This window comes from Desulfosalsimonas sp., assembly GCF_055149105.1.
Window position 1 is genome coordinate 1 of record NZ_JBSRLA010000054.1, and the last position, 24,729, is coordinate 24,729.

General features: G+C 54.1%; 27 protein-coding genes. 4 read left to right on the plus strand and 23 right to left on the minus strand.

Translation table 11 applies throughout. From position 1 onward, the window contains the following. Positions 1-438: 438 nt before the first annotated feature. Both rpsI and rplM read right to left on the minus strand, forming a co-directional pair. Positions 439-834 (minus strand): 30S ribosomal protein S9, encoded by a 396-nt coding sequence (gene rpsI, locus ACTCIA_RS12635; RefSeq protein WP_181550891.1) that lies wholly within the window; start codon positions 832-834, stop codon positions 439-441. 45 nt (positions 835-879) lie between these two features. After that, positions 880-1,314: a 50S ribosomal protein L13 gene (gene rplM / locus ACTCIA_RS12640; protein ID WP_410269333.1), complete on the minus strand. Its 435-nt coding sequence runs from the start codon at positions 1,312-1,314 to the stop codon at positions 880-882. Between the two features lie 110 nt (positions 1,315-1,424). Here rplM and cyaB point away from each other — a divergent pair, with 110 nt between their 5' ends. Then, positions 1,425-2,045 (plus strand): class IV adenylate cyclase, encoded by a 621-nt coding sequence (gene cyaB / locus ACTCIA_RS12645; RefSeq protein WP_463002172.1) that lies wholly within the window; start codon positions 1,425-1,427, stop codon positions 2,043-2,045. 8 nt (positions 2,046-2,053) lie between these two features. Here the strand turns inward: cyaB and ACTCIA_RS12650 are convergent, their stop codons facing one another. From ACTCIA_RS12650 to ACTCIA_RS12715, 14 genes are all read right to left on the minus strand, one after another. Further along, positions 2,054-2,863, minus strand: a complete 810-nt coding sequence (locus tag ACTCIA_RS12650; RefSeq protein ID WP_463002173.1) for an SAM hydrolase/SAM-dependent halogenase family protein — start codon at positions 2,861-2,863, stop codon at positions 2,054-2,056. Positions 2,864-2,886: 23 nt separating this feature from the next. Next, positions 2,887-3,915 (minus strand): Holliday junction branch migration DNA helicase RuvB, encoded by a 1,029-nt coding sequence (ruvB, locus tag ACTCIA_RS12655; protein ID WP_463002174.1) that lies wholly within the window; start codon positions 3,913-3,915, stop codon positions 2,887-2,889. Next, complete coding sequence (gene ruvA / locus ACTCIA_RS12660) at positions 3,905-4,534, minus strand: Holliday junction branch migration protein RuvA (RefSeq protein WP_463002175.1); 630 nt, start codon at positions 4,532-4,534, stop codon at positions 3,905-3,907. Before ruvA ends, ruvB begins: the two co-directional genes overlap by 11 nt. Before the next feature lie 36 nt (positions 4,535-4,570). After that, entirely contained in the window at positions 4,571-5,065 is a 495-nt protein-coding gene (locus ACTCIA_RS12665; RefSeq protein WP_463002176.1) for a crossover junction endodeoxyribonuclease RuvC, read from the minus strand. 35 nt (positions 5,066-5,100) lie between these two features. Next, positions 5,101-5,955, minus strand: coding sequence for a tol-pal system protein YbgF (ybgF, locus tag ACTCIA_RS12670; RefSeq protein WP_463002177.1), 855 nt, complete (start codon positions 5,953-5,955; stop codon positions 5,101-5,103). 57 nt (positions 5,956-6,012) lie between these two features. Then, positions 6,013-6,612, minus strand: a complete 600-nt coding sequence (gene pal / locus ACTCIA_RS12675; protein ID WP_463002178.1) for a peptidoglycan-associated lipoprotein Pal — start codon at positions 6,610-6,612, stop codon at positions 6,013-6,015. A gap of 75 nt (positions 6,613-6,687) precedes the next feature. Next, positions 6,688-8,022 (minus strand): Tol-Pal system beta propeller repeat protein TolB, encoded by a 1,335-nt coding sequence (gene tolB / locus ACTCIA_RS12680; protein WP_463002179.1) that lies wholly within the window; start codon positions 8,020-8,022, stop codon positions 6,688-6,690. A 57-nt stretch (positions 8,023-8,079) separates the two neighbouring features. Beyond that, the gene (gene tolA / locus ACTCIA_RS12685; protein WP_463002180.1) at positions 8,080-9,006 is read right to left on the minus strand and encodes a cell envelope integrity protein TolA; all 927 of its coding nucleotides are present in this window, start codon (positions 9,004-9,006) and stop codon (positions 8,080-8,082) included. Between the two features lie 12 nt (positions 9,007-9,018). Beyond that, positions 9,019-9,450, minus strand: coding sequence for a protein TolR (gene tolR, locus ACTCIA_RS12690; protein ID WP_463002181.1), 432 nt, complete (start codon positions 9,448-9,450; stop codon positions 9,019-9,021). Then, on the minus strand, positions 9,447-10,178 hold the full coding sequence (tolQ, locus tag ACTCIA_RS12695; protein ID WP_463002182.1) for a protein TolQ: 732 nt from the start codon (positions 10,176-10,178) through the stop codon (positions 9,447-9,449). Before tolQ ends, tolR begins: the two co-directional genes overlap by 4 nt. 260 nt (positions 10,179-10,438) lie before the next feature. Then, the gene (gene groL, locus ACTCIA_RS12700; protein WP_463002183.1) at positions 10,439-12,097 is read right to left on the minus strand and encodes a chaperonin GroEL; all 1,659 of its coding nucleotides are present in this window, start codon (positions 12,095-12,097) and stop codon (positions 10,439-10,441) included. 61 nt (positions 12,098-12,158) lie between these two features. Then, positions 12,159-12,449 (minus strand): co-chaperone GroES, encoded by a 291-nt coding sequence (gene groES / locus ACTCIA_RS12705; protein ID WP_463002184.1) that lies wholly within the window; start codon positions 12,447-12,449, stop codon positions 12,159-12,161. 210 nt (positions 12,450-12,659) lie between these two features. Next, a complete protein-coding gene (locus ACTCIA_RS12710) occupies positions 12,660-12,944 on the minus strand; it encodes an FmdB family zinc ribbon protein (protein WP_463002185.1) in 285 nt (94 codons plus the stop codon). A 165-nt stretch (positions 12,945-13,109) separates the two neighbouring features. Next, positions 13,110-13,628, minus strand: a complete 519-nt coding sequence (locus ACTCIA_RS12715; protein WP_463002186.1) for a hypothetical protein — start codon at positions 13,626-13,628, stop codon at positions 13,110-13,112. Positions 13,629-13,906: 278 nt separating this feature from the next. Here ACTCIA_RS12715 and ACTCIA_RS12720 point away from each other — a divergent pair, with 278 nt between their 5' ends. Beyond that, positions 13,907-14,005, plus strand: a complete 99-nt coding sequence (locus ACTCIA_RS12720; protein WP_073474648.1) for a 30S ribosomal protein bS22 — start codon at positions 13,907-13,909, stop codon at positions 14,003-14,005. 127 nt (positions 14,006-14,132) lie between these two features. Here the strand turns inward: ACTCIA_RS12720 and hflC are convergent, their stop codons facing one another. The 5 genes from hflC to acnA form a co-directional block, all read right to left on the minus strand. Next, positions 14,133-15,125, minus strand: coding sequence for a protease modulator HflC (hflC, locus tag ACTCIA_RS12725; RefSeq protein ID WP_463002187.1), 993 nt, complete (start codon positions 15,123-15,125; stop codon positions 14,133-14,135). Continuing rightward, positions 15,112-16,188: an FtsH protease activity modulator HflK gene (hflK, locus tag ACTCIA_RS12730; protein ID WP_463002188.1), complete on the minus strand. Its 1,077-nt coding sequence runs from the start codon at positions 16,186-16,188 to the stop codon at positions 15,112-15,114. Before hflK ends, hflC begins: the two co-directional genes overlap by 14 nt. 100 nt (positions 16,189-16,288) lie before the next feature. Next, positions 16,289-17,410: an oxidoreductase gene (locus ACTCIA_RS12735; protein ID WP_463002189.1), complete on the minus strand. Its 1,122-nt coding sequence runs from the start codon at positions 17,408-17,410 to the stop codon at positions 16,289-16,291. Further along, a complete protein-coding gene (locus ACTCIA_RS12740) occupies positions 17,370-17,582 on the minus strand; it encodes a hypothetical protein (protein WP_463002190.1) in 213 nt (70 codons plus the stop codon). The genes ACTCIA_RS12735 and ACTCIA_RS12740 overlap by 41 nt, the downstream gene beginning before the upstream one ends. Before the next feature lie 448 nt (positions 17,583-18,030). Continuing rightward, positions 18,031-20,799: an aconitate hydratase AcnA gene (gene acnA / locus ACTCIA_RS12745; RefSeq protein ID WP_463002191.1), complete on the minus strand. Its 2,769-nt coding sequence runs from the start codon at positions 20,797-20,799 to the stop codon at positions 18,031-18,033. Between the two features lie 300 nt (positions 20,800-21,099). Between acnA and ACTCIA_RS12750 the strand changes: the two genes are divergently transcribed. Together ACTCIA_RS12750 and ACTCIA_RS12755 are read left to right on the plus strand one after the other, a co-directional pair. Continuing rightward, a complete protein-coding gene (locus ACTCIA_RS12750) occupies positions 21,100-22,485 on the plus strand; it encodes a class II fumarate hydratase (RefSeq protein WP_463002192.1) in 1,386 nt (461 codons plus the stop codon). 26 nt (positions 22,486-22,511) lie between these two features. After that, entirely contained in the window at positions 22,512-23,696 is a 1,185-nt protein-coding gene (locus ACTCIA_RS12755; RefSeq protein WP_463002193.1) for a citrate/2-methylcitrate synthase, read from the plus strand. 91 nt (positions 23,697-23,787) lie between these two features. Here ACTCIA_RS12755 and ACTCIA_RS12760 read toward each other — a convergent pair whose 3' ends face one another. Continuing rightward, positions 23,788-23,979: a ferredoxin gene (locus ACTCIA_RS12760; RefSeq protein ID WP_181550868.1), complete on the minus strand. Its 192-nt coding sequence runs from the start codon at positions 23,977-23,979 to the stop codon at positions 23,788-23,790. 101 nt (positions 23,980-24,080) lie between these two features. Continuing rightward, positions 24,081-24,536 (minus strand): universal stress protein, encoded by a 456-nt coding sequence (locus ACTCIA_RS12765; protein ID WP_463002194.1) that lies wholly within the window; start codon positions 24,534-24,536, stop codon positions 24,081-24,083. Positions 24,537-24,729 lie beyond the last annotated feature (193 nt).

Genomic DNA, 24,729 nt, shown 5'->3' on the forward strand with positions numbered 1-24,729 from the left:
CACTGCAAATAACTTTTTGCCGCATGCTTAAAAGCTTTGATTTTATTCTTTTGAACCTTGAACCTTGAACTTTGAACCTTGAACGAAGTTACTTAGAAGGCGTTTCCGCAGGACAAAGCCCGGGACCGGAAATCAACAACTTTTTTTGATTTTAGGGGGCGTCTTTTTTATGATTCTATCAAATCTGATGGTTTCATAAAAAGTTGGTTTTCAGATGGCGCCGTAAAAAGTTCAAGATCAAGGCTTGCGCGATTCCGAAGAATGCAGCGTACTTATCGTACGTGAAATTCTGAGGAATCGCGCATAACGCAGATATTGGACTTTTTACGGTGACATCCATTTTAGGCAAAACAAAAACAGGGAACAGGACGTATGATATCCTGTTCCCTGTTGGGAAAGACAATATTTTTCGAGACAGTGTCTGAAAGGGTAAAAATTTTACCGCTTGGAGAACTGGAACCGGGCCCGGGCGCCGCGCTGACCGTATTTTTTCCGTTCCTTGGTTCTGGGGTCGCGCTTGACAAGACCGGCTTTTTTCAGCATCTGCCGGAAATCCGGGTTGGACTGGAAAAGCGCCTTGGTGATTCCGTGCCGGATGGCACCGGCCTGGCCCATGGCGCCGCCGCCGCGAACGTTGACCTTGATATCGTATTCGCCGGTGGTATTGGTAAGTTCAAAGGGCTGCATGAGCATCTGGCGGGCAGCGTCTTGTGCAAAAAACTCTTCAACCGGCTTGTTGTTGATGATGATCTCGCCCTTTCCGGGCTTCAGCCAGGTGCGGGCAACGGCCATTTTCCGTTTGCCTGTGGCATAAAAAACGTTCTGCTGTTCCATCAATCCCCCGAATGGTTTTTATATCAAATTCTGTACGGCAATATTTTAGATTTCCAGCAGCTCGGGCTGCTGGGCGTGATGCGGATGTTCGCTTCCGGCATAAACCTTGAGCTTGCTGTTGATGTCCCGGCCCAGCGGATTTTTGGGCAGCATGCCGCGCACGGCATTGCGAACCAGATCCTCGGGTCGTTTTTCCCGCAGCTTTTCCGCTGTAATGGACTTAATGCCGCCGATATAGCCGCTGTGGCGGTAATAGGTCTTCTGCTGCCATTTCCTGCCGGTGAGCCGGACCTTGTCAGCATTGATCACGATAACAAAATCACCGCAGTCCACGTGCGGGGTATACATGGGATTGCGCTTTCCACGCAAACGGGCGGCCACCTCGGTGGCAAGGCGCCCCAGGACCATGTTTTCCGCATCCACCACGTACCATTTTCTTTCCACTTCGCCCGGTTTGGCGCTCTTTGTATATTTTTTCAACGGTTCCACTCCTTCGCGCAAAAATTAATTTGACATAATTAACCAAATTCGCAAAGACTGTCAAGGAAAAAACAACAAGTCCTTTCATCGGTGTCTTGAAACGGTGTAATATGACTTCCCTGGAGATCGAGGTCAAGTTTTATCTGGCAGATCCGGAAAAAATCCGCTCCCGGATCACTGACACCGGCGCCAAAACCAGTGACCGCCACCACGAATACAACGTCTGCTTCGACGACCGCCAATTGGGTCTGCTCAATCGCAAGGCCCTGCTCCGGCTCAGGAAAGCCGGCGACAGCACTGAACTGACCTACAAGGGCCCGCCCCCGGAAGCCAGCGACAACAAAGAATTCAAGGTTTTTACGGAACTGGAAGTGTCAGTCAGCGATTTTGACACCACTGCCGCCATTCTGCAAGCCCTTGGCTTTCACGCCCGGCAGGTCTATGAAAAATACCGGCAGACCTGGACCCTGGACAACGGCACCCTGCTGTGCATCGATTGCATGCCCTTTGGCTGTTTTCTGGAAATCGAGGGCCGGGCCGAAAATATCAAAAAGGCTGCCGCCGACCTGGGCCTGCAGTGGGAAAAACGCATTCTTTCCAACTATCTGGCCATTTTCGACCGCATCAGAACCGCTCGCGGCCTTGATTTCAATGATGTGACCTTTGCGTGCTTCAAGGATACAAACGCGGACTTTGCCCCGTTGATCCGGGAATTTGAGGCCGGCGAATAGCGGCCGTGTCACCAGTCCTTCCGGCCGGACACATAAACCGGATCACCAACTGCCATCTGCAGCACCCGGGCCGCGCTGTCCTGATTCACCGAAATCTCAAGCCTGTCAAAAGAACCCACAATGGCCAGCAGGCGGCCTTTGGCCGCATCTGCATAGCAGCGGCTCAGACGGGAAATGACCTGGTTTCCGGCCTGGACGCAAACAGCATCCGGGTCCTGAAAATGTTTTTCCAAATGACTGCGGCCGATATTGGAAACCAGATTGCCGAACCGGTCCGCGTACACAACACTGCCGGCCAGCCGGCCGCTGTCATCCATGTACGGCGCCGGCCCGAAATCCATGCGCACCAGGCTTTGCGGCGCGATTTCCGGCCCGAGCATCTCCGGTTTCATCCCGCATGCCAGCCTTGCTGCAACCGGGGCAAACACATCTCTTCCGTGAAAGGTCCGGCTCACCGGGTGCAGGAAAAGATCGGAATTTTTCACAAGGTAGGCATCTGCATTTTTGGCATCCTCGAGCACCAGGCTCAACACCCCGTTGTCCGGGGCCACAAACAGGCCCCCGGTTGTGCGCACCGTCACAATGTCCCGGGTGCTGCCCACGCCCGGATCCACAACCACCACATGCACGCTGTTGTTCGGAAAGAACCCATGGGCTGCGGCCAGCATAAAAGCGGCCTGATAGACATCCTGGGGTGCCACATCATGGGAGATGTCAATGATGCGGGCTTCAGGACAAACAGAGGCCATGACCCCCTTCATGATGCCTGCATAGGGATCGGTCAGTCCGAAATCGGTGAGCAGGGAAATAACTGACATACAGAGGCCTTTTGAATGCGCTGTTATGCCAAGGGGTATCCCAGATGACAAAAGGCTTCAGAAGCCGCCTTCCTCCCCGATGAAGTGCGCATGAGCAGCCCGATTTTCAGCAGATACGGCTCAACCACGTCCACCAGGGTGTCGGTTTCCTCCTGGAGGGTGGCGGCAATGGCCTCGATGCCCACGGGTCCGCCCTTGTAATACTCGATAATGATCTGCAGATACCGGCGGTCCAGGGGGGTCAGGCCGAGGTTGTCAACGCCTTCGAGCTGCAGGGCCTCTGATACGGCCGTGCGGTTTATCTTTCCGTCGCAGCGCACCTGGGCGTAATCCCGGACCCGCTTGAGCAGGCGGTTGACAATTCTGGGTGTGCCCCTGGAACGGCTGGCCAGTTCCCCTGCCCCCTGGTCATTGATTTCCAGGTTCAGCAGGCTGGCCGACCGGCCCGCGATTTTTACCAGATCAGCCTTGTCATAAAAATCCAGGCTCCGGAAAATACCGAAACGGTGGCGCAAGGGTGAAGACAAAAGCCCCACACGGGTGGTGGCGCCCACCAGAACGAACTGTTTTAAGCGAAACCGGTGGCTGCGGGCGTGAATCCCTTTGTCAAAAATAAAATCAATGCAGTAATCCTCCATTGCCGGATACAGCAGTTCCTCCACTGCCTTGGACAAACGGTGGATTTCGTCGACAAAAAATACATCTCCGGCTTCCAGCTGGGTGAGCATGCCGATCAGATCCCCGCCCTTTTCCAGCGCCGGCCCGGATGTAACCACCAGGCGGCCGCCCATTTCATTGGCAATGATATGGGCCAGGGTGGTTTTGCCAAGCCCGGGCGGACCATGAAACAAAACATGCTCCAGGGCTTCACCCCGCAGCTTTGCCGCCTGGATTGCGATTTTTAAGGTTTCAATGGTCTCGCGCTGGCCAATGTATTCGCTCAGCCGCTCCGGGCGCAGAGAGACAATGTCGGGTTCCTGGTCTGCGGGCACACACTGACTGGTGACGATTCCCTGCCTGTCCGAGGAAAATGAAAAACTGTTACTGTCCATTGCTTACCTGTCCCCTGTAAACCTCTTCAAACAACTCCTCTGGAGTCGAGATCCCCGGCTTGCGCTGCATGGCCGCATCCACCATCTGCTTTGCCTCGGCCGGCCGGTGCCCGAGCTGTTCCACCAGCACTTCCGTGACCTGGACGGCAGCATCCGATTCGGTTTCAGACGGCGCCGGAGCCTCGGGCAGATCCCGGATCAGGGAGAATTTGCCCATCTTGCCCTGCAAAGTGGCAATGATCTTGTGGGCGGTTCGCTCGCCAATGCCGTTTAAGCGCTTAAGGGGCCCGGTATCGCGGTTCTCAATGGCACGGGCGATCTCCTTGACCGGTATGGTCAGGGCCTTGACCGCCTTCATGGGTCCGATGGCCTCCACGCTGATAAAGGCCTGAAAAAATTCCCGCTCGGCTTCCAGTTGGAAACCAATGAGCACGGGCCTGGGTTGATGCTCTGTCTGGTAGTAGTAGATATAGAGGGACAAGTGCTCGCCCAGGGCCATGGGCGCAATGGTGTCCATGACAAAGCCTGGCACCAGGACTTCATAGCCCACCTGGTGGACCAGCAGCAAAATCCGGTCTGATTCCTTTTTTAACAGGGTTCCTTCCAGGTATGCAATCATGGACAAATCCGGAGTATAGAAATTTTCAGCATTTTTTCATAGCCCGGCGCCCGCCCGGACCGGCGCCGAACCCACCCGATAGAGGCCCACAAGGGCCAGGGCCAGGGCATCTGAGGCATGGGACGGAGAAATGGGTTCCGGATGGTCAAGCCGTCGTCTGACCGTGGCCTCAAGCTGGCGCTTGCCGGCATTGCCGTTGCCTGTCAGGATCTGTTTGACCTCCCGGACCGCAATGGCATGCACAGGAATCATGGCCCGGTGCCCGGCCAGCATGAGCACTCCTGTTACCTGCCCGAGAGAAATACCCGACTTGGGGTATTTGGGCAGAAAAAACACGTCTTCAAGGAGCATGGCATCGGGGCTGACCCGGGCCAGAATGGTGGAGATCTCTTCAAATATGGCATTGAGCCGTTCGGGAAGCGGCGCCTTTGCTTCCGTTCGGATCGTGCCGTAGGAATAGCGGGCAACGGTCATGCCCGCTCCTTCCACCACGGCAATGCCCGTTGCCGCCAGACCAGGGTCTAGTCCCAAAAAAGTCGCCATAACAGACCGGTTTCAGGCATGTATTAGAGGTTTGCCAGCTTCTTTTTGGCAATTTTTGCTTCGTTGCTGTCCGGGAACTTGCTGAGCAGCTCATTTAAAATCAGCCGTGCGTTTGCATTTTCCCCGATTTTTTCAAAGGCAAAGCCCTGTTTAAGATATGCGCCGGCCACCTTGTTGCCGTCCGGATAATTCTTGATCACTTTTTCATATTCCAGGATGGCGCGTTCATACCACTGTTCGGCAAAATAAATCTCCCCGATCCAGAACCGGGCGTTATCCGCATGATCGGAATCAGAAAATTTTTCCAGAAAAAGTTCAAACCCCTGGAGGGCGGACTGGAAATCCCCGTTGTCATATGCCTGCTTGGCCGATGCATAGAGCTCGTCCTTGCTGAGCTTGCCCAACTCGGTTTTTTCCGGAAACTTGGATTGCGCCAGCGCTTCAAACCGGGCCGTGGGCTCCATACCCATAAACTCTTCAAGACGCGAGATCCGCTTGTCATGCACATCAAGGGATTCGTCATTCTTTTGCAGTTTTTTGTCAAGCAGGCCCATGTCATCTTCAAGGGCATCAAACCGCCGCTCGAACTGATAGCCGGTTTCCTCATAGCTGCCCTTCAAATCCTGAAGCTCGGACCGAAGCTCGTAGAACTCCGCATCCTGGCCGGCAAAAAGCTCCCGCATTTCATTCAAATCAGACTGTTTCTGCCGGTCTTCCATCAATTGCGCAACAGAGGCATTCAGTTGGCGGTTCTTTTTTTCCAGGGCGGATATCTGCGACTGAAGCCGTTGGACATCTGAAACAGTGGCGCACCCTGCTGCAGCCATAACCGCGGCAAACAGCAGGGCACCCGTCAAACGGATAAAGGTCTGGTTCATGTAAAGATCTCTCCTTTGGCTCGTGTCCCCGGAGCAGCCCGAAGTCGTTTCGAAACGCTACCGGCAGCGGGTAAACTGAAATTCCGCCCGCCGGTTTTTAGCCCAGGCCTCCTCATTGCTGCCTTCAACCGCCGGCCGTTCCTCGCCGTAGCTGATGGTGGACAACCGGGAGGCATCAATGCCGGACTTAACAATGAAACTCTTAACACTCTCTGCCCGGCGCGATCCCAGGGCGAGGTTGTATTCGTCAGTGCCGCGCTCGTCACAGTGGCCTTCGATAATCACGCACTGATCCGGATTGGCCCGGAGCCATTCGATCTTGTCGCGCAATGCGTCCCGGGCTTCCGGACTCAGCGCGGAATCGTCAAATCCAAAGTACACCTTTTCATTGACAAACTGTTCCCGGGCTTCAGCCTCGGTTTGACCGGCTTCCTGTTCCGCCTTTCGCCTGGCTTCAATTTCCTGTTCCTCAATGGCGGCCTGCCGCTCTGCTTCCCTGGCGGCCCTTTCCGCATCGCTCAGTTCGCTTTCTGACATGCCGGGCTCATCCGCGGCCTCACCCGGCCCGGGCGCCTGCTTGCCGCACGAGACGACCATGACCAGGCTCAATACGAGCATGCACAACAACAATGATTGGATATGATTTTTTTTAAGCATCTTGTCCTCCTTGTTTGGGTGTAATCAAAGGTCCAATCCGGAAAATACCGGCCAACACCACAACCCGGACATCCATCAGTTGCCTCTTGCCGGAGACCAGTCCGGAAGCTGCTGTTTGCCGTCCATATCCAGCAGTTTCCGCTGATCCGTGCCCGAGGCGGTCATGACAAAAAGTTTGGACGATCCGGTCCGGGTTGAGGAAAATACAATCATGCTCCCATCCGGTGACCAGCTCGGGGCTTCATTGTCACCGGCCTGCCGGGTTAACCGGGAGACTTCCCCGGTGTTGACATCAACCACGTAAATATCGATACTGCCGTCCTTCATCCCGGAATAAACAATCCGATCACCGCCCGGGGACCAGTCCGGCTGGGTATTGTAGCGCCCCTCATAGGTAAGACGCCGAATGCGGCCTGACGATATTTCCTTTACATAAAGCTGGGGAGAGCCGGAGCGGCTGGAAACAAAAACCATCTTTTTACCGTCAGGCGAAAACGACGGGGAAACATCCACACCCCAGCTTTTGGTAAGTCTTTTATCAACTTTTCCTTCACGGGTCAAAAGATAAATCTCTTCGTCACCCTCAAATGCCAGGGTGGCAGCCAGGCCCGACCCGTCCGGAAGCCAGGCCGGGGTGATGTTGATTCCTTCAAAATCGGCCAGCTTGGTGACCTCCTGTGATGAAGTATTCACACTGTAAATCTCAGGCCGGTCATCGGTGTAAGCCGTGTATGCAATGGAGCCAAGATTCGGATGCCACGCGGGACCGACCACTATGGGCTGTGGCTTGGTGAGCCGCCGGAGATTTCTGCCGTCAAAATCACAGGTATAAACCGCCTTTCCATCCGCATCGGCCCCCACAAAAGCAATCCGGCTGTCAAACAACCCCTGCCGGCCGGTTAACCGGGCGATAACCTGATCGGCAAACCGCAGCACCATCTGCCGGACGTCATCCGCAGGGCTGGTATAGCGTTTGCCCACAAGCAGTTCAGCGCGAAAGGGGTCAAAAAGCCGGAATTCCATTTGCAGCACCCCGGCTTCATACCGGACACCGCCGGTAATCAGCAATTCAGCGCCGATATCACGCCAATTTTTAAAATTCAGGGCTTCCATGGTAACGCCTTTTTCAGCCGGCTGTTCCAGAAACGCACCATGGTCAATGAGTTTAAAATAACCGGTATAGGCAAGGGCTTCGGCGAGCTGCCCGGCAGCGTCCCGTGCGATCTCCTCTTCTTCCGGAGCCACCGACATGGACTTGAAAACGGGTACGGCGATGGGCACCTTTCGGGAAAAGGGTTCGCTGATGTTAATGTAATCATAATCTGCGGCACTGGTCTGACAAATTGCGGCCAACACCAGTATCCATGCACATGCAATAATCTTGAAAAAAACCCGGGACGATTTTTTCATGAAACCCCTTTTTTTGTTCATTCTTTTTAACCTGAGGGCCGCAGGCGGCCCTTCAGGCTATTGCGCCAGGCCGCTGGGGGTAAAACCCAACACCAGATGATAATGCGGATAATCTTTGGGCAGGGGCGGCAGCGGATCGGCCTTCATCACGGTCTTATATGCGGACTCATCAAGATAAGCATTGCCGGATCGTTTTTCATACCAGACATCAGCAATGCTGCCCTCAGGCAAAATCTTGATGACCAGGCGGGTTTCCAGCCCCTTGGCGCCGCCGGCAAGTTCCGAAGAAAACACCCAGTTGCGCTTCATTTTCACTGCCACCTCCGCCTGATAGATCTCCATGGAGCTGTAATCTTTATTGATTCCCGTTCCTGTGCCCTCCCGGCCTGAGTCCCCGCCCGAAACCCGGCCGCCGCCGGCAAGATCTCCGACCTGTTTTTCCATTTCCGCGAGCCTGTCCTGCAGGGATTTGGGCCGCTGCTCCCTGGACTTTTCCGAAATCCGCCGAACCGCATCTTCGATCACTTTACGGGAATCCAGGGTTTTTTTCTTCAGGGAGGTTTTCACAGCGGGCTCGGGTTCGACCAGGTCATAATTGGCCGCCACTTTTTTCCTTGCCCCGGTTTTCACCGGAATCGGCCTGGCTTCCGGTGCCTCTTTTTTACCGGAGGCCTCTGAGGCCTTGGTTTGCTCCGAAATTTGGGCATCATCCAAAGGCTCTGCGTCCTGGCCGGAAGACGCGTCTTCTGAAGAAGCGTCCCCCGGAGGTGCCGGGATCTCGGGATTAAACCCCACCAGATCAACGTCAATCGTTTCTGATGGATTGATCCGCGGCGGGGTTTCTCCAAAAGGGGAAAACACAAGGGCTCCCAGCAAAGCCAGGTGTATCAGCAAAGACACGCCAAAACAGGTCGCCCAGAAAAAGGGCGGCAGTTCCTGGCTGTATCCGGACATACTTTGGGATTGGGTTTTTTTACCGGACATGGTGGACTTGCATCAATCCTGGTCGTTTTTTTGCGCATTGTCTGACTGTTGGGCAACCACCCCCAGCCGCTGTACGCCTGCGCTTTTGATTTCACTCATCACCATGACCACCCGGCCGTAGGAAACATTTTGGTCCGCCCGCAGAAACACTTCCGGAGAACTGCGGTTTTCAAAAATTTTCTCCAGTTTTTCGCCCAGATTTTCCGCACCCACTTCCATGTCATTGATATGCACGGCTCCGTTTTTATCAATGACCACCACCAGAGGCTCCTGATCGGTATCCAGCTGCTGGACCGTTCGGGTTTCGGGCAGGGAGACATCGACTCCCTGGACCATCATGGGAGCGGCCACCATAAAAATAATCAGCAGCACCAGCATGACATCCACAAACGGGGTGACATTAATGTCTGAAAGAAGGGAATCCCGGTTTTTCTGCTGCATCATCGGGCCGCCTCCCGGTAGGCCAGATAATCACTTTCCACGATATTAACAAAATCCGCGGCAAAGCTTTCCATTTCCGACTCCAGTATCCGGATTTTCTGGGTAAAGTAATTATACCCAATCACCGCGGGAATGGCCACGGCCAGACCGGCGGCCGTGGCCACCAGGGCCTCGGAGATGCCGGGCGCCACTGCGGCCAGGCTGGTGGCTCCCTGTTGGTAGGCAATACCGTGAAACGAGTTCATAATGCCCCAGACTGTGCCGAAAAGACCGATAAACGGTGAAATATTTCCGGCAGTGGCCAGAAAGGGGACAAGCTGAATCAGCCGGAGGCTTTCCATGGTTACCGAACGATTCAGGTTCCGGCGAACGGTTTCCACGCCCATTGTTTTCCTGCCACTTGCCGAATCACTGGTTTCTCCGGACGATCCCGATGCTTTGGCCATCCGGTTGAGCTTTTTGAGTTCCATGTAGGCGTTGCGAAACATCCGGGCAACCGGGCTTGCCGGCATGTTTTTGGCCTGGGCAAAGGCATTGGAAAAATCCCGGGTTTTCCAGAAATAATCAATAAATGCAGCAGACTGTTGATACGCTCTGCGCACCTGTACGTACTTGACAAAAATAATGGCCCAGGTAGCCACGGAAAATGTCAGCAGCAGCAGGATCACAAACTGCACCATCAACCCGGCATTGAGCATCATGGCAAGAATATTGAGATTATCAGGACTCATCAAAACCTCTTTCATTCATGGGAAGAAATTGTATCAATTCGTTTTCTCCCGTCATTATCCGAGTTTCTGCCCGGGTGTCAAGGATAATGAGGGTTCAGGGTTCAGGGTTCAATGTTCAAGGTTCAATGTTCAAGGTTTAACGTCAGGGACACAACATGAGCAACTTTGAACATTGAACGTTGAACATTGAACATAAAAACGCCTTCATGCAGCAAATGCATGAAGGCGTTTTATCTGTTGGGTTGCGGTAAGCAAAGGGACTACATCATGCCGCCCATGCCGCCCATGCCACCCATTCCGCCCATGCCGGCACCGCCCATGCCGGCACCGCCGTCACCCTTTTCATCAGGGATCTCGGCGATCATGGCCTCGGTGGTCAGCATGAGGGAGGCAACGCTTGCTGCATTCTGCAGGGCAAAGCGCACCACCTTGGTCGGATCAATGACACCGGCCTTGATCAGGTCTTCGAAATCTCCTGTTTCAGCATTGTAGCCAAAGGAGCCTTTCTCCTTCTTGACCCGGTCGATGACAACCGAGCCTTCGTGGCCGGCGTTGTTGGAAATCTGGCGCAGGGGCTCTTCCAGGGCCCGGGTCACCACCTGCACGCCCAGTTGTTTTTCCACATCGAGCTTGATCTTCTCCAGGGCTGCAACACAGCGGACCAGCGCCACGCCGCCGCCGGGGACAATGCCTTCTTCCACGGCCGCGCGTGTTGCGTTCAATGCGTCTTCAACCCGGGCTTTCTTTTCCTTCATCTCGGTTTCAGTGGCGGCTCCGACGTTGATCACCGCAACACCGCCAACGAGTTTGGCCAGACGCTCCTGGAGCTTTTCGCGGTCATAATCCGAGGTGGTGTCATCGATCTGGGTCCGCAGCTGCTTGACGCGCTTTTCAATGTCTTTCTTTGCGCCGGCGCCATCGACAATGGTGGTATTGTCCTTGTCAATGGAGACATGCTTGGCCCGGCCAAGATCATCCACGGTAATGCTTTCAAGCTTTATGCCCACATCCTCGGAAACCACCTGGCCGCCGGTGAGAATGGCAATGTCCTGGAGCATGGCCTTTCTGCGGTCGCCGAAACCGGGCGCCTTGACTGCGGCCACATTCAGGGTGCCGCGCAGCTTGTTGACCACCAGGGTGGCCAGGGCTTCGCCTTCAACGTCTTCTGCAATGATCAGAAGCGGTTTGCTCATCCTGGAGACCTGCTCGAGAATCGGCAGCAGGTCCTTCATGTTGCCGATTTTCTTTTCGCTGATCAGGATATAGGCGTCATCGAGATCCACGGTCATTTTTTCCGTGTCCGTGACAAAATAAGGAGAGGTATAACCCCGGTCAAACTGCATGCCCTCGACCACTTCCAGGGTGGTCTCCATGGACTTGGCCTCTTCGACGGTGATCACGCCTTCCTTGCCCACCTTTTCCATGGCTTCGGCGATGATGTTGCCGATGGTCTCGTCATTGTTTGCAGATATGGTACCGATCTGGGCGATTTCGCGCTGATCGTTTGCCGGATGGCTCAGGCTGGCCAGTTCTTTTGTGGCGGCTTCCACGGCTTTTTCAATGCCGCGCTTTATCGACATGGGATTGTTGCCGGCAGCCACGAGCTTCTGGCCCTCGGAATAAATGGAGCGGGCAAGCACAGTCGCCGTAGTGGTTCCGTCACCGGCCATGTCACTGGTTTTGGAAGCCACTTCCTTGACCATCTGGGCGCCCATGTTTTCAAACTTGTCCTCAAGTTCGATCTCTTTGGCCACGGTCACACCGTCTTTGGTGACTGTGGGCGATCCCCAGGACTTTTCAATCACCACGTTACGGCCACGGGGGCCCAGGGTTACAGCAACCGCGTCAGCAAGCTTGCACACACCGTTTAGCATCTTTTCACGGGCTTTATACCCGTACTTTATATCTTTTGCCGTCATATTCTACTCCTCCAGTTTCTGTTGTATTTCTTTTTCCACAATCACTTCAAAGACGCAAAGCTTACTTTTCAATAATGCCCAGAATATCGTCTTCCCGCATGACCAGGTGCTCTTCTTCGTCAATTTTTACTTCTGTACCGGCATACTTGGCAAACAGCACGCGATCACCCTGCTTGACCTGAAGGGCGATGCGCTTGCCGTCATCGCCCATCTTTCCGTCGCCCACGGCGACCACTTCACCCTGGGCCGGTTTTTCCTTGGCGCTGTCAGGGATGATAATGCCGCCCTTGGTTTTGGATTCTTCTTCCAGCCGTTTTACCAGAATGCGATCATTTAACGGTTTGATTTTCATTGCCCACTTCTCCTTTTTGCTTCTGCCAGTTTCAATTTGTTGGTTGATGAAAAGACGTAAAACTAAATAAATTCAATACAATAAAACCACATGCCACCGCCGGATACAACTGTCATATCCACTTTTTCAATGCGGTCCATTTTCACAGGATTTGAATCGGTTTCAAACCCTTCCGGCTCTTTTTCTTAATCGAAGGATACGCAAGCAGGTTTAATCGTCGCTTGCGCTGCTGCTGTTTTTCGGTTGTGCATCGGCCGACGTTTCTTTTGTTGAAGAATCGTCTTTTTTGCCGGAAGATGATGAAGAGGCACTGGCGCCGTTGGCATAATCGGTGGCATACCAGCCGGTTCCCTTCAAATGAAATGTACACTGGGAAATCCGCTTATGTAACAAACCGGAACATTCAGGGCATTGGGTCAGGGGCTTTTCTGAGACCTTCTGCAGAATTTCATGCACCCTGCCACAGGTTTCGCATTCGTATTCATAGATTGGCATCGCTGAAATTTCTCCTGTTTTCAGAATGATACCTCGATTACAAGGCTTGATTGATGATCGTTATCAATATAGTTCATAATTCCTGCTTGTCAAGACAGCCGGGGAAATTTTTTTGCTGCCGACGATCCTGTACAAGCCCTTTGCCGGCAAACCAAAAAATCAGCATCAGCTCTTTTCAGCCGCTGTGAGCCAGTTGCCGTAAAACGCAAAAACCGGAGCCATGCCTTTTATCCTCCTTGGGGCAAGGATTTCATGGGTAATCCGGTGCACCCGGGCTTCCTCGGTCTTTTTTTGCTCATCCGGCACATCAAAGCGCTGCTGAAAACGCTTAAACCGGACAACATGCACCAGTTCATGGCAGATCACGTAGACAAGGAACGGATAAAGCGCCATTGCCGAATGCTTTTCCAAACACGCGAGGATGGAATGATCCTGGACACAGATTTTGTAAAAATCCTGTGCGCTGGTGATGAGCACGGCATTCTGCTTTTCCGCGCGGTAACGAACGATTTGTGCGAAATGATCAACCACGGTCTCCCGGGCTCCGAGATCAGCCGCGGTTTTCACATCATAATTGAGTTGACGAAGCTCGCTGGCCGAGAGCTTATAATAATCGCTGACCAGATCTTCAGCCATGGCCACAGCCTGGCTGACCACTGCCATTTGCTCTGAATTGAAAGTCATCATAGGCTTGGTTTATTCAGGGTGACCCATCACAGGCCCGGGTTTATTCAGGGTATCCATGGACGCTCCTGCGCCACAGGGTTTTGTGCAGCCAGGCAACGATATTTGGAAAACATATGGACATGGTATGAAATATATGTTATTTTTTGCCGATTCACAAGTAGGATGTATATTTTAATCATCCTTTTGAATTGAAAGGTATGGTTTCGCCATCCGGCCCGATGAAAATTGAAAAGGGGCTGATGGATAAGACTTTTGAGCAGAAAGGAGGTGGGATATTGGGCAGTGTGATTAAAAAACGCAGAAAAAAGATGCGAAAGCACAAGCATCGCAAGCTACTCGCACGGACAAGGCATCAGAGACGCAAAGGGAAGTAGAACGATGATTTCACCTGCGTTCGTGTTCATGTATAAAAAGCCGGGAAACGCCAGTCATTGAACAGATTGCGCGTTTCCCGGCTTTTTTTGTTTTTATCCGGATGTGCATCCGGCCGAAGAAGTCCGGCTACTCGGAATCGGATTTAAAATCATTTAAATATCGCAGAAATTCCGAATCCGTGGACAACACGAGGTCTGTGCCCTCCAGGGAATTCTGATAGACCTCCAGGGACTGGAGGAAAGTGTAGAATTCCGCATCTTTTTCAAAGGCCCGGGCATATATCTTTGTGGCCTTTGCATCAGCCTCGCCCTTGATCTGCTCGGCCTTCCGATATGCCCCGGACTGGATCTCCAGAAGATCGCGCTCCTTGTCACCCTCGATCTTTCTTGCCTCGCCCTGGCCGATGGAGCGGATTTTTTCCGCCATCTGCTTTCGCTCGGCAATCATCCGGTCGTAGACCGAATTGCGCACGCCCTTGACATAGTTGACCCGCTTGATTTTCACATCAATGATTTCAATGCCGAATTTTTCAAGCTTGGGCTGGGCTTCGTCAAGCATCATCTTTGTCAGCGTGGCCCGGCCCACCTTGATTTTATACTGCCGCCGGTCTTCTTCCTCGGTTTCCTCCACCACTTCCTTGATGGCCTCGCTTTTGACATCATCGAGTTCCTCCTGGTCAAGGGTGGTCATTTCCCGGTTGCTGTTTCTCACTGTTTCAATAAGTTCATGGGAGGTGACCACGTTTCTGACAGCGGGGTTGATGATATCATCCAACCGGCCAAGGGCACTTTGGGTATCTGTGACAGTTCTCAGAAACGCCACCGGATCCACGATGCGCCACCGCGAAAAGGTATCCACCCATATGTAGGTCTTGTCCAAAGTCGGGATCTGGCCGGGCTGGCCGTCCCAGGCCTGAATGTTGCTTGGAAAATAATTGGCCTGCTGGATAAAGGGGATCAAAAACTTAAGCCCCGGTTCCGTCACCGGGTCACCGATGACCCGCCCGAACTGGGTCACCACCACCTGCTCGGTTTCATCCACGGTATAGGCCGAAGACAGAAACACGAACCCGGCGATGATCAAAACAACAACAATTGCGATATATTTATTGGCCTGCATTGGGGACACCTTTTTTCAGTCCGAGATTGAGCAGGGGCAGAAGATTGTCCTGCTGTGAATCCACGATGTATTTGTTGCCCAGTTCCGGCAGCACATTTTCCATCATTTCCAGGTAAAGCCTGCGGCGGGTAACGTCCTTGGCTTCCATATAGGCCTCGTAGCGCGACAGGAACCGGGCGGCATCACCCTCGGCCTGATTGATGCGGTTGATGGCATAACCCTTTGCAGTTTCGATGGTTTTTTCCGCCTGTCCCCGTGCACTGGGAATGACCTGGTTGTAGTCCTTGCGGGCGTTGTAGATCACTTCCTCTTTTTGCTGGACCGCCCGGTTGACCTCGTTGAAGGAATCCTGCACCGGTTCGGGAACGTTGGTGTTGCCCAGTTCCACGGTAACGATCTCAATGCCGGTCTCCGCCTCGTTTAGATCCTTTTGCAGCCGCACACTGGCCGCCACGGCAATCTCCTGGCGCTTGCTGATCACCTCGTTGATGCTGCGGTCACCGACCACCAGCCGCATGGAGGCCTCTGCCATGTCCCGGATCAACTGACGCACATCTGCAACCTTAAACAGGTAGTTGTACGGATCCTTGATCCTGTACTGCACAATCCAGGGAACCAGACCGACGTTGAGATCACCTGTGAGCATCATGGCCACTTCGATTTCGTCATTACTGACGCCGAAACTCCGGGAATCTGACAGTTCATCCGCCTTAAGGCCGAATTCTTCAGTATAAACCCGCTTGGTTTTCACCTTTGTGACTTTTTCAATACCCGCGGGCAGCTTGAAGTGAAGTCCGGACTGGGTGGTTTTGGAAAATTCGCCGAACCGCTGTATCACCCCTACTTCGTTGGTCTGCACAGTGTAAACCATGGTGGAGCCCGCCAGGAGAACCAGCAGGGCCACAACAATGAGAATCCATACCCCGGAAAATTTGAAGTTTTTAAATTTGTTAATAATATCGTCTACCTGCGGCGGTCGGGGGCCTGACCCGCCGGTGCCGGAGCCGTTTGTCCGGCTGCGCTCCTTCTGTCGCTGCTGGAGCTTTTCCCAGTCCCAGTTCATGAATGAAACTCCTGTGATGATTTCAAAAGGTTTAAAAACGTTTGCCCATTTCTATAAAAGGCCGCATGCCCCGTCAAGGAAAAAGCACAAAAAAAGCAGATCAAACGCGGGATTGGGTTTTTTGCGCAGCACAGTGCAGGGGCTGAGCCTGATAGAGGGCCTCAAGACATTTGTTGCAGGAAATACAGGACGGGTTCCGAAAATCGCCGGATTTCCAGTTGACAATCAAATCCGGCTCCCGGATCAGGGGACGGGAAATCGCGATAAAATCGGCCTCGCCGTTGTTGATGATTTCTTCCATGATGCCGGGACTGCGCAGGCCTCCGACCATCATCACCGGCACATCCACCTCCTGCTTGATCTGCCGGCACCAGTCACGGAAGTAGGCTTCCCGGCCGGGACTGTTGATACCTGTTTTAAACTCGGTCTCCCGGTATTTTCCGCCCCGGAGCCCGGAGCTGATTTCAAGGGCGTCAAAACCCCATCCGGCAAGCATTTGTGCGGCCCTGCGGCCTTCGTCAAAACCCAGGCCGCCCTCAAATCCGTCCCTGACCCCGAGCTTGACCAGCACGGGATAATCCTTGCCCACCGCAGCCCGCATTTGTTCATAAACTGTTTTGTGAAACCGGAGACGATTTTCCAGACTTCCGCCCCACTTGTCCTGCCGCCGGTTGGACCAGGGGGAAAGAAACTGGGCGGGCAGATAAGCATGGGCCGCATGGAGCTGGACCGCATCAAATCCGGCCGCCCTGGCCCTTTTCGCGGCAGTGCCGAAGGCCGTGGCAATCTCCTCGATCTCATTTTGGGTCAGGCTTGTGCACTTTTTTTTGAAATACGGGTCATCTTCAACTGCCGAAGGTCCGGCTGCAACCTGATTGCGGGTTTTTAAAAACCCGGCTGCCTCGCGTCCGGCATGAAACAACTGAACCGCAATTTTTACGCCTTTTGCATGCACCGCCGCAGTCAGTTGCTGCAATCCGTCAATGCAGGCGTCATCTGCAATGGAATTCTGAAAAGCCGAGATCCGGCCGGATTCGTGCACATAGGCAATTCCGGTAACAATCAGACCCGTGCCGCCGGCGGCCAGATCTTCAAACAAAGACACCTGGGCCGCTGTGACCCGGCCCTGTTTATCCGCGCATCCGTCATATGTGGCAGACCGGACAAACCGGTTGGGCACTTCAAGTTTTCCGATTTTCACCGGTTGAAACAAAACGCTCACAAACACCCCACAGCAACTGTTTTTCGGCAGATCCGGATTTTTCTGCCTTTATCCAGACATATAAATTTGATGGCACCGTAAAAAGCTTTTTACTGCGTCCGCTGTTGTTGCAGGAAGGAAATCCTGCGGTCGGCGTCAGCTTTTTCGCTCCTGATCGTTTTTGCGGATTCATCAAATGCCTTTGCTTAAAATTGACAAACCCGCCCTGCCTTGCTCAAACAGTTTAAATCTTCACGCAAAAACGCTCAATGTCGCTTCAAAAGCAGACCCCGCCCTTGGATTTCCTTGGAAGCACCCCCCCGGGCCGCCGCCCGGGACTGAGCTATAACAGTAACTTTTTCTGACGTTACTTATATGTGTTGCTCTGGATCCCCTTGGTGTGAAAGTTTGCACACAGTCGGCCATGATGGCCGGCCCGGGGGTGGTTTGCGAGTCGCATTGAGCGCGCAAGCGGTCAGCAGGGAGCAAACCGCCACCGGGTCGGCATCATGCGAAAATTATAGAACCAGGCAATAACAGCAACTGTTTTGATGTTACTTAAGAAGTCTGATTTCAGATGACGCCCTAAAAAATATCATAGCCCAATTACCGCTGATTTGCAACAACTGAGCGTAAAACGGCTACATCTGCCGGAGCACATAGGGCAAAATGCCCCCGTGGCGGAAATATTCGATTTCCATGCCCGAATCCAGCCGGGCCCGGACCTCAAAGGTTTTGGCCCCGCCCTCGCCGGATTCCGCCTCCACGGTAAGGTTCGGGTTTGGCGCGGAAATATCATTGAGCCCGCGGATGCAAAACACCTCCTCACCTGTCAGGCCAAGACTTTCCGGGTTTTGGCCGTCCTTGAACTCCAGGGGCAAAACCCCCATGGCCACCAGGTTGCTTCTGTGGATGCGCTCAAAACTTTCTGCAATCACCGCGCGCACACCCAGCAGAAGGGTTCCCTTGGCGGCCCAGTCCCGGGAACTGCCCGATCCGTATTCTTTTCCGGCCAGAACAATAAGCGGGGTTTTTTCCTGCTGGTATTTCATGGCCGCATCATAGATGGAAAGGGTTTCATCGGTTGGCAGATGCCGGGTCCAGCCGCCTTCGGTATCCGGCACCAGCCGGTTTTGCAGCCGCACATTGGCAAAGGTGCCGCGCATCATCACCTCATGGTTGCCGCGCCTGGAGCCGTAGGAATTGAAGTCGTTTTTACCCACCCCGTTTTCCTTCAAATATTTCCCTGCGGGTGAATCTTCGGCAATGGTCCCGGCCGGCGAAATGTGATCGGTGGTAATGGTATCGCCCAGCACGGCCAGCACCCGGGCGGATTCAATATCTGTCATATCCGGGGGCTCTGCTGTCATGTTGTCAAAAAACGGCGGCTTTCGCAGATAGGTGGAATCCGAATTCCAGGCATAGATTTCACTGTCGGTGATTTCCACCTTTTTCCAGTTCTCGTCGCCGGAATAAACATCGGCATAGCGCTGCGAGAACATGGAAGGGGCCAGATGCTGCATAACCGAGTCGATTTCCGCATCGTCGGGCCAGATGTCTTTGAGATAAACCGGCTCGTTGTTGCCGTCATGACCGATGGGATCGTTTTGCAAATCAATGTTGACCGTACCGGCCAGTGCGTAAGCCACCACCAGCATGGGAGAGGCCAGATAATTGGCCCGGGTCAGCGGGTTGATGCGCCCTTCGTAATTGCGGTTGCCGCTTAAAACCGAGGAGGCCACAAGGCTTTGATCCCGGATCACCCCGGCCACATCCTCCTGCAGCGGCCCGGAGTTGCCGATGCAGGTGGTGCACCCGTAGGCGGCCACGTGAAAGCGCAGGGCCTCAAGATACGGCATCAGACCCGATACCTCCAGATAATCGGTCACCACCCGGGAGCCCGGGGCCAGACTGGTTTTTACCCATGGACGCACCTGAAGCCCGTGCTCCACAGCCTTTTTGGCCATCAGGCCGGCTCCCAGAAGCACCTCAGGATTGGAGGTGTTGGTGCAGCTGGTAATGGCGGCAATCACCACGGATCCGTGATCCAGGAAAAAACTCTGAAACGGCCGTTTGACAAAAACCCCCTGGCTGTCCAGGGGTTTTCTGTGAACCATCCTGCCCTGGAATTGTTCCTCACCGACCACGGCTCCGCCCTCTGCCTCCCATCTGGGGTCTTTTTCCGCCCGGGTGTTTTTGGAAAAAATCTCATCAAAATCATGCTGAAACTGCTGTTTCATTTCAGACAGGGCAATTTTGTCCTGGGGGCGCCTGGGCCCGGCCAGACACGGCTCCACAGAGCCCAAATCCAGCTGCATGATATCTGAAAAATCGGGTGTCGGGCTTTGATGTTCCAGAAAAAGGCCCTGGGCCCTGAGATATTGCCGGGCCAGATCCACCTGATCCCGGGACCGGCCGGTAAAGGCCAGGTACTTGAGGGTTTGCTCATCCACCGGGAAAAACGTGGTGGTGGCCCCGAACTCGGGGGTCATGTTGGCGATTGTGGCCCGGTCGGGAACCGTCAGACGCGACAGCCCTTCTCCGAAAAACTCGATAAACCGGCCCACCACGCCCTTTTTCCGCAGCATTTGGGTGATGGTCAGCACAAGGTCCGTGGCCGTCACCCCGGGCCGGAGCCGGCCGGTGAGCTCAAAGCCCAATACCGGGGGGGCGAGCATGTAATAGGGCTGGCCCAGCATCACGGCCTCGGCTTCGATTCCCCCCACACCCCAGCCGAGCACCCCGATTGCATTGATCATGGTGGTGTGTGAATCCAGGCCCACCAGGGTATCGGGATAGATGATGGATCTGTCCGCTGTTTGCCGGCTCATCACCACCCGGCCCAGGTATTCCAGGTTCACCTGATGACAGATGCCGGTGGCAGGCGGCACCACATTGAAATTTTCAAATGAGTTCTGCCCCCATTTCAAAAAGGTATAGCGCTCCTGGTTGCGCTCGAATTCCTTTTCCGCATTGACGCCAAAGGCGGAGCTGGCACCGAACCGGTCCACCTGCACGGAATGATCGATCACCAGTTCAACCGGAATCTGCGGATTGATCTGACCCGGCCTGCCGCCCAGACCGGAAATGGCATCGCGCATGGCCGCCAGATCCACCACCGAGGGCACGCCCGTGAAATCCTGCATCAGCACCCGGGCGGGCTTATAGGGAATATCGTCTTTGGGTATGTTCCGGGCAGACCATTGGGCCAGGGACCGGATATGGCTTTCTGTCACCTGACTGCCGTCTTCATTGCGAAGCAGGTTTTCCAGCAGAATCCTTATGGAAAACGGCATGGCTGCCAGGTCAATGGACAGCTTTTCAGCCAGGACCGGAAGGCTCCAGAAATCATAGGTCTGGTCCCGGAAAGACAGGGTATCTAGGGTATCAAATGAATTGCCGGTGGTCATGGCCTCCCCCTTGATGATTTGAATTTCAGATTAAAGGTGACACGTTGGATGCTGCAGGATACAAAGCTTATCTCAGTTGGCGGGGCAATGCGCTGCCGCCCCCCGCGCTGCCGGATCCTTTATTTAAATAAATATTAGCATGATCACAAATCCGGCAAAAATTTATAAAAATCTGATTTGTATTGGACAAAACCGATGTCAAAGACCATATTTTGAAGTATTCAGGATTTATCACCGACACTTGAACATGAAAACCGGGGCCGGGGCAAGGATTTGGCCCTGAAATTTGGATGAAACACCATGGACCTTGATTTCAGACAGGAGACAGACAGCCTCGGCATCATCGACGTGCCGGCCGAAGCCTATTACGGCGCCCAGACCCGGCGGGCCATGGCGCATTTTGCCATCAGCGGCCGGATTCTGCCAATGGAGATCATTTATGTGCTGGCAAGGATCAAAAAGGCGGCAGCCGGGGCAAATGCGCAGCTCGGTGAAATTCCGGCCGGCTACGGCGAGACCATCGCCAGGGCTGCAGACGAGATCATCGCCGGCAGCCTTGATGACCAGTTTGTGGTGGATGTGTTTCAAACCGGCTCTGGCACGTCTGCGAACATGAACGTCAACGAGGTGATCGCCACCCGTTCAAACCAGATCCTGACCGGCAAAAAAAACACAAAATCACCGGTGCATCCCAATGATCACGTAAACCGCGGGCAGTCCACAAACGATTTGATGCCCTCGGCCATCCATATTTGTGCACGGATGCTGATCCGTGACCGGCTTTTGCCGGCAGTCGAGGCCATGGAGCAGGCCCTGACAGAAAAGGCGCACCAATTTTCAGGTATCCGGAAAATCGCACGGACCCATTTGCAGGATGCGGTGGTCATGACACTGGGCCAGGAGTTTTCCGGCTACGCGGCTCAAATGGCAATGGCGCGCCAGCGCCTCGAAGGTATCGGCCCGCGGCTTTCCCGGCTCGCCCTGGGTGGCACGGCCGTGGGCACAGGCCTAAATGCGCACCCGGAATTTGCAAATCGCGTAATCGCAGCGGTTTCCCGGGAAACCGGAATTGAATTTGCCGAGGCCGCCAATCATTTCGAAGCCCAGTCCGCCTGCGATACGGTGGTGGAGGCCAGCGGGGTGTTAAAAACCGTTGCCGTCAGTATTTCCAAAATTGCAAACGATATCCGGCTGCTTGCATCCGGTCCCAGGTGCGGGCTCGGCGAAATCCGGCTGCCGGCTCTGCTGCCGGGCTCCTCGATAATGCCCGGCAAGGTCAATCCTGTTATGTGTGAAGCGGCCGTGCAAGCCTCGGCCCACGTGATCGGAAACGATACCGCACTGACCCAGGCCGGGCAAGGGGGGTATTTTCAACTCAATCTCATGCTGCCCCTTGCCGCCTTCAAGCTCGTTGAATCCATCAACATCCTGGCCAATGCCGCCCGGGGACTGGCTGAAAAATGCATATCCGGCATTGAGGCCAATGAAGACAAGTGCGAACAAAACATCCGGCAAAGCCTGGCCCTTGTAACCGGACTGGTGCCGCATATCGGCTATGACCGGGCCGCTCAAATTGCCGCCCGGGCATATGAGACCGGAAAAACCATAGAGGAAATTGCCGCAGAAGAAAACGTGCTGCCTGAAGACCAGCTGCAAAAGGCCCTTTACGGCAATATCAAACCTTGAACATCCAAGCAACCAGGGAGGAATAAATGACAGAACCCGGCGATATCATCAATACCGGCCTGCGGGGGGTGCCTGTGGCCAGCACCCGGATCTGCCTTGTCGACGGCAACGCCGGCAAACTTGTCTACCGCGGCTACAATATAAAAGAACTGGCACAGTATGCTTCATTTGAGGAAGTGATTTACCTCCTGCTTTTTGAACACCTTCCCCCGCAGCAGGAGCTGGCGGACTTCAAAGACCTGATCGCCGCGCAAACCCGGATTCCGGAACAGCTTCTGACCGCCATGAAAACCAGGCCGGCAACTTCGGCGCCAATGGACATTCTCCAGGCCTGCGTGCCCATGCTGGCCAACCATGATCCCGATGCCGGGGTCCTGACACAAGAGAAAGCCATGCATACGGCCATCGGCCTGATTGCAAAATTTCCGGCCGTCATGGCGGCCTGGCACCGGATCCGAAACGGCCTGGAGCCCCTGGCCCCGAAACCGGAACTGAGTCATGCCGCCAATTTCCTTTTCATGCTCACAGGTAAAACACCTGACCCGGAAACCGCAAGATTCATGGATACCTGCCTGGTGCTCCACGCAGAGCACTCTTTTAACGCATCCACGTTTTCCGCCCGGCAGGTGGCCTCCAGCCGCGCACACATGTATGCGGCCGCCGCGGCCGGCGTGGGCTCGCTTTCCGGAGAACTGCACGGCGGAGCCAATGCCCGGGTCATGCAGATGCTGCTCGATATCGGGTCCCCGGATCGGGTGGACGAGTACGTGGAATCCAGGCTAAAGGCCGGAGAAAAGGTCATGGGCATGGGCCATGCGGTTTACAAAAACGGGGATCCCCGTGCGGCGATCCTGGCGCCCATGTCCAGGCAGATGGGCGAAAAAACGGGAAATCTGAAATGGTATGAACTCGGCGAGGCTGTGCGCAAAAAAGCCGCGGAAGTCTTCCGGGAACTCAAGGATGCGGAGATCTATCCCAACGTGGATTTCTACTCCGCCACCACCTATTACGCCATGGGAATCCCCATCGACCTGTTTACCCCTGTTTTTGCCATATCCAGAATATCGGGCTGGTGCGCCCATATCATAGAAGAGCAGTTTGCCGGCGCAGCGCCCAAGCCGGCCCTTTACCGGCCGGCATCCGAGTATGTGGGCGAATACTGCGGCCCGGAGGAATGCGAATTTGTTCCCATGGAAAAACGGCCGTCCTGACCGTGCAAAACAACCAAAGCCAATAAAAAAGGCCGGCGCTTTTCAGAAGCCGGCCTTTTTTTATGGTTCAATTTTAGGGTTCAAATGGTTCTTATTCCTCCCAGTAAATGCATTCCGTGGGACAGGAATCAATGGCTTCCTGAATTTCGTCTTCAGGACCGCCTTCGGGTTTGATCACATAGGCTTTCTCCGTGTCCTCGTCAAAGCCGAACACCTCGGGACACAGTTCCACACAGGTTTCACAGCCCTCACATTCATCCGTGTTGATTGCCACCTTTGCCATACTGACCTCCCCTTGAGTGAAAGATTAAAAGGATTTGACCGGTTCAAACCCAATATGTTGATGTAAAACAGATATGTCAACACCCTTTTTCCGCCGGGGCATCACCCCTTTTCCGGCTTTTCCACCGGGATGGTGGTCACCGGCACGGGCGAATGCTTTGTCACCCGCTCGGCAACACTGCCGTAATCAAAGGCACCGCTTTTGCCCCGGGTGGCCATGACCACCAGGTCCACCTTTTCCTGGTCAATGAGCTTTAAAATTTCCGCCGCCGGATCACCTACAGCCACATGCTTGATATACAAAGGGCAGCCTTCCAGGTGATTGGCACAAATCTGGTCAAGATTCTGTTTGGCCTTCTGCCGTGCCTTTTCCATGAGTTTTTCCACGTGCTGGGACTCAAAATCCCCGTACCATCCCTGATGATGAATGATATCTTCGAGCACGTGCAGTACATGCACTTCTGCTCCATAATTCTGACTCAGGGACTGCACATGCGGCAAAGCCGCCTCCGCACTGCCCGAAAAATCCGTGGGCCACAACACTTTCCGAATTTCCATATCCATGCCTCCTTGTGCTCGCAAATGTTCCATTTCCGGTTTATGTCAAAACATAATCCTTTACGCGGATTTGTCACGGACAGACATTGATGGTGCCGTAAAAAGTGCAATATCTGCGTTACGCGCAATTTCTCAGAATTTCACGTACGGATAAGTACGCTGCATTCTTCGAAATTGCGCAAGCCTTGATCTT

Bases quoted from the DNA above. Each gene is read 5' to 3' on its own strand.
- ACTCIA_RS12755 (WP_463002193.1), top strand. From the start codon at position 22,512: ATGACAGAACCCGGCGATATCATCAATACCGGCCTGCGGGGGGTGCCT.
- ACTCIA_RS12650 (WP_463002173.1), bottom strand. From the start codon at position 2,863: ATGTCAGTTATTTCCCTGCTCACCGATTTCGGACTGACCGATCCCTAT.
- pal (WP_463002178.1), bottom strand. From the start codon at position 6,612: ATGCTTAAAAAAAATCATATCCAATCATTGTTGTTGTGCATGCTCGTA.
- ACTCIA_RS12740 (WP_463002190.1), bottom strand. From the start codon at position 17,582: ATGAATCCGCAAAAACGATCAGGAGCGAAAAAGCTGACGCCGACCGCA.
- ACTCIA_RS12750 (WP_463002192.1), top strand. From the start codon at position 21,100: ATGGACCTTGATTTCAGACAGGAGACAGACAGCCTCGGCATCATCGAC.
- tolQ (WP_463002182.1), bottom strand. From the start codon at position 10,178: ATGAGTCCTGATAATCTCAATATTCTTGCCATGATGCTCAATGCCGGG.
- ybgF (WP_463002177.1), bottom strand. From the start codon at position 5,955: ATGAACCAGACCTTTATCCGTTTGACGGGTGCCCTGCTGTTTGCCGCG.
- ruvA (WP_463002175.1), bottom strand. From the start codon at position 4,534: ATGATTGCATACCTGGAAGGAACCCTGTTAAAAAAGGAATCAGACCGG.
- ACTCIA_RS12710 (WP_463002185.1), bottom strand. From the start codon at position 12,944: ATGCCAATCTATGAATACGAATGCGAAACCTGTGGCAGGGTGCATGAA.
- ruvB (WP_463002174.1), bottom strand. From the start codon at position 3,915: ATGGACAGTAACAGTTTTTCATTTTCCTCGGACAGGCAGGGAATCGTC.
- acnA (WP_463002191.1), bottom strand. From the start codon at position 20,799: ATGACCACCGGCAATTCATTTGATACCCTAGATACCCTGTCTTTCCGG.
- tolR (WP_463002181.1), bottom strand. From the start codon at position 9,450: ATGATGCAGCAGAAAAACCGGGATTCCCTTCTTTCAGACATTAATGTC.
- rpsI (WP_181550891.1), bottom strand. From the start codon at position 834: ATGGAACAGCAGAACGTTTTTTATGCCACAGGCAAACGGAAAATGGCC.
- ACTCIA_RS12765 (WP_463002194.1), bottom strand. From the start codon at position 24,536: ATGGAAATTCGGAAAGTGTTGTGGCCCACGGATTTTTCGGGCAGTGCG.
- groL (WP_463002183.1), bottom strand. From the start codon at position 12,097: ATGACGGCAAAAGATATAAAGTACGGGTATAAAGCCCGTGAAAAGATG.
- hflK (WP_463002188.1), bottom strand. From the start codon at position 16,188: ATGAACTGGGACTGGGAAAAGCTCCAGCAGCGACAGAAGGAGCGCAGC.
- cyaB (WP_463002172.1), top strand. From the start codon at position 1,425: ATGACTTCCCTGGAGATCGAGGTCAAGTTTTATCTGGCAGATCCGGAA.
- tolA (WP_463002180.1), bottom strand. From the start codon at position 9,006: ATGTCCGGTAAAAAAACCCAATCCCAAAGTATGTCCGGATACAGCCAG.
- tolB (WP_463002179.1), bottom strand. From the start codon at position 8,022: ATGAAAAAATCGTCCCGGGTTTTTTTCAAGATTATTGCATGTGCATGG.
- hflC (WP_463002187.1), bottom strand. From the start codon at position 15,125: ATGCAGGCCAATAAATATATCGCAATTGTTGTTGTTTTGATCATCGCC.
- groES (WP_463002184.1), bottom strand. From the start codon at position 12,449: ATGAAAATCAAACCGTTAAATGATCGCATTCTGGTAAAACGGCTGGAA.
- ACTCIA_RS12760 (WP_181550868.1), bottom strand. From the start codon at position 23,979: ATGGCAAAGGTGGCAATCAACACGGATGAATGTGAGGGCTGTGAAACC.
- ACTCIA_RS12715 (WP_463002186.1), bottom strand. From the start codon at position 13,628: ATGACTTTCAATTCAGAGCAAATGGCAGTGGTCAGCCAGGCTGTGGCC.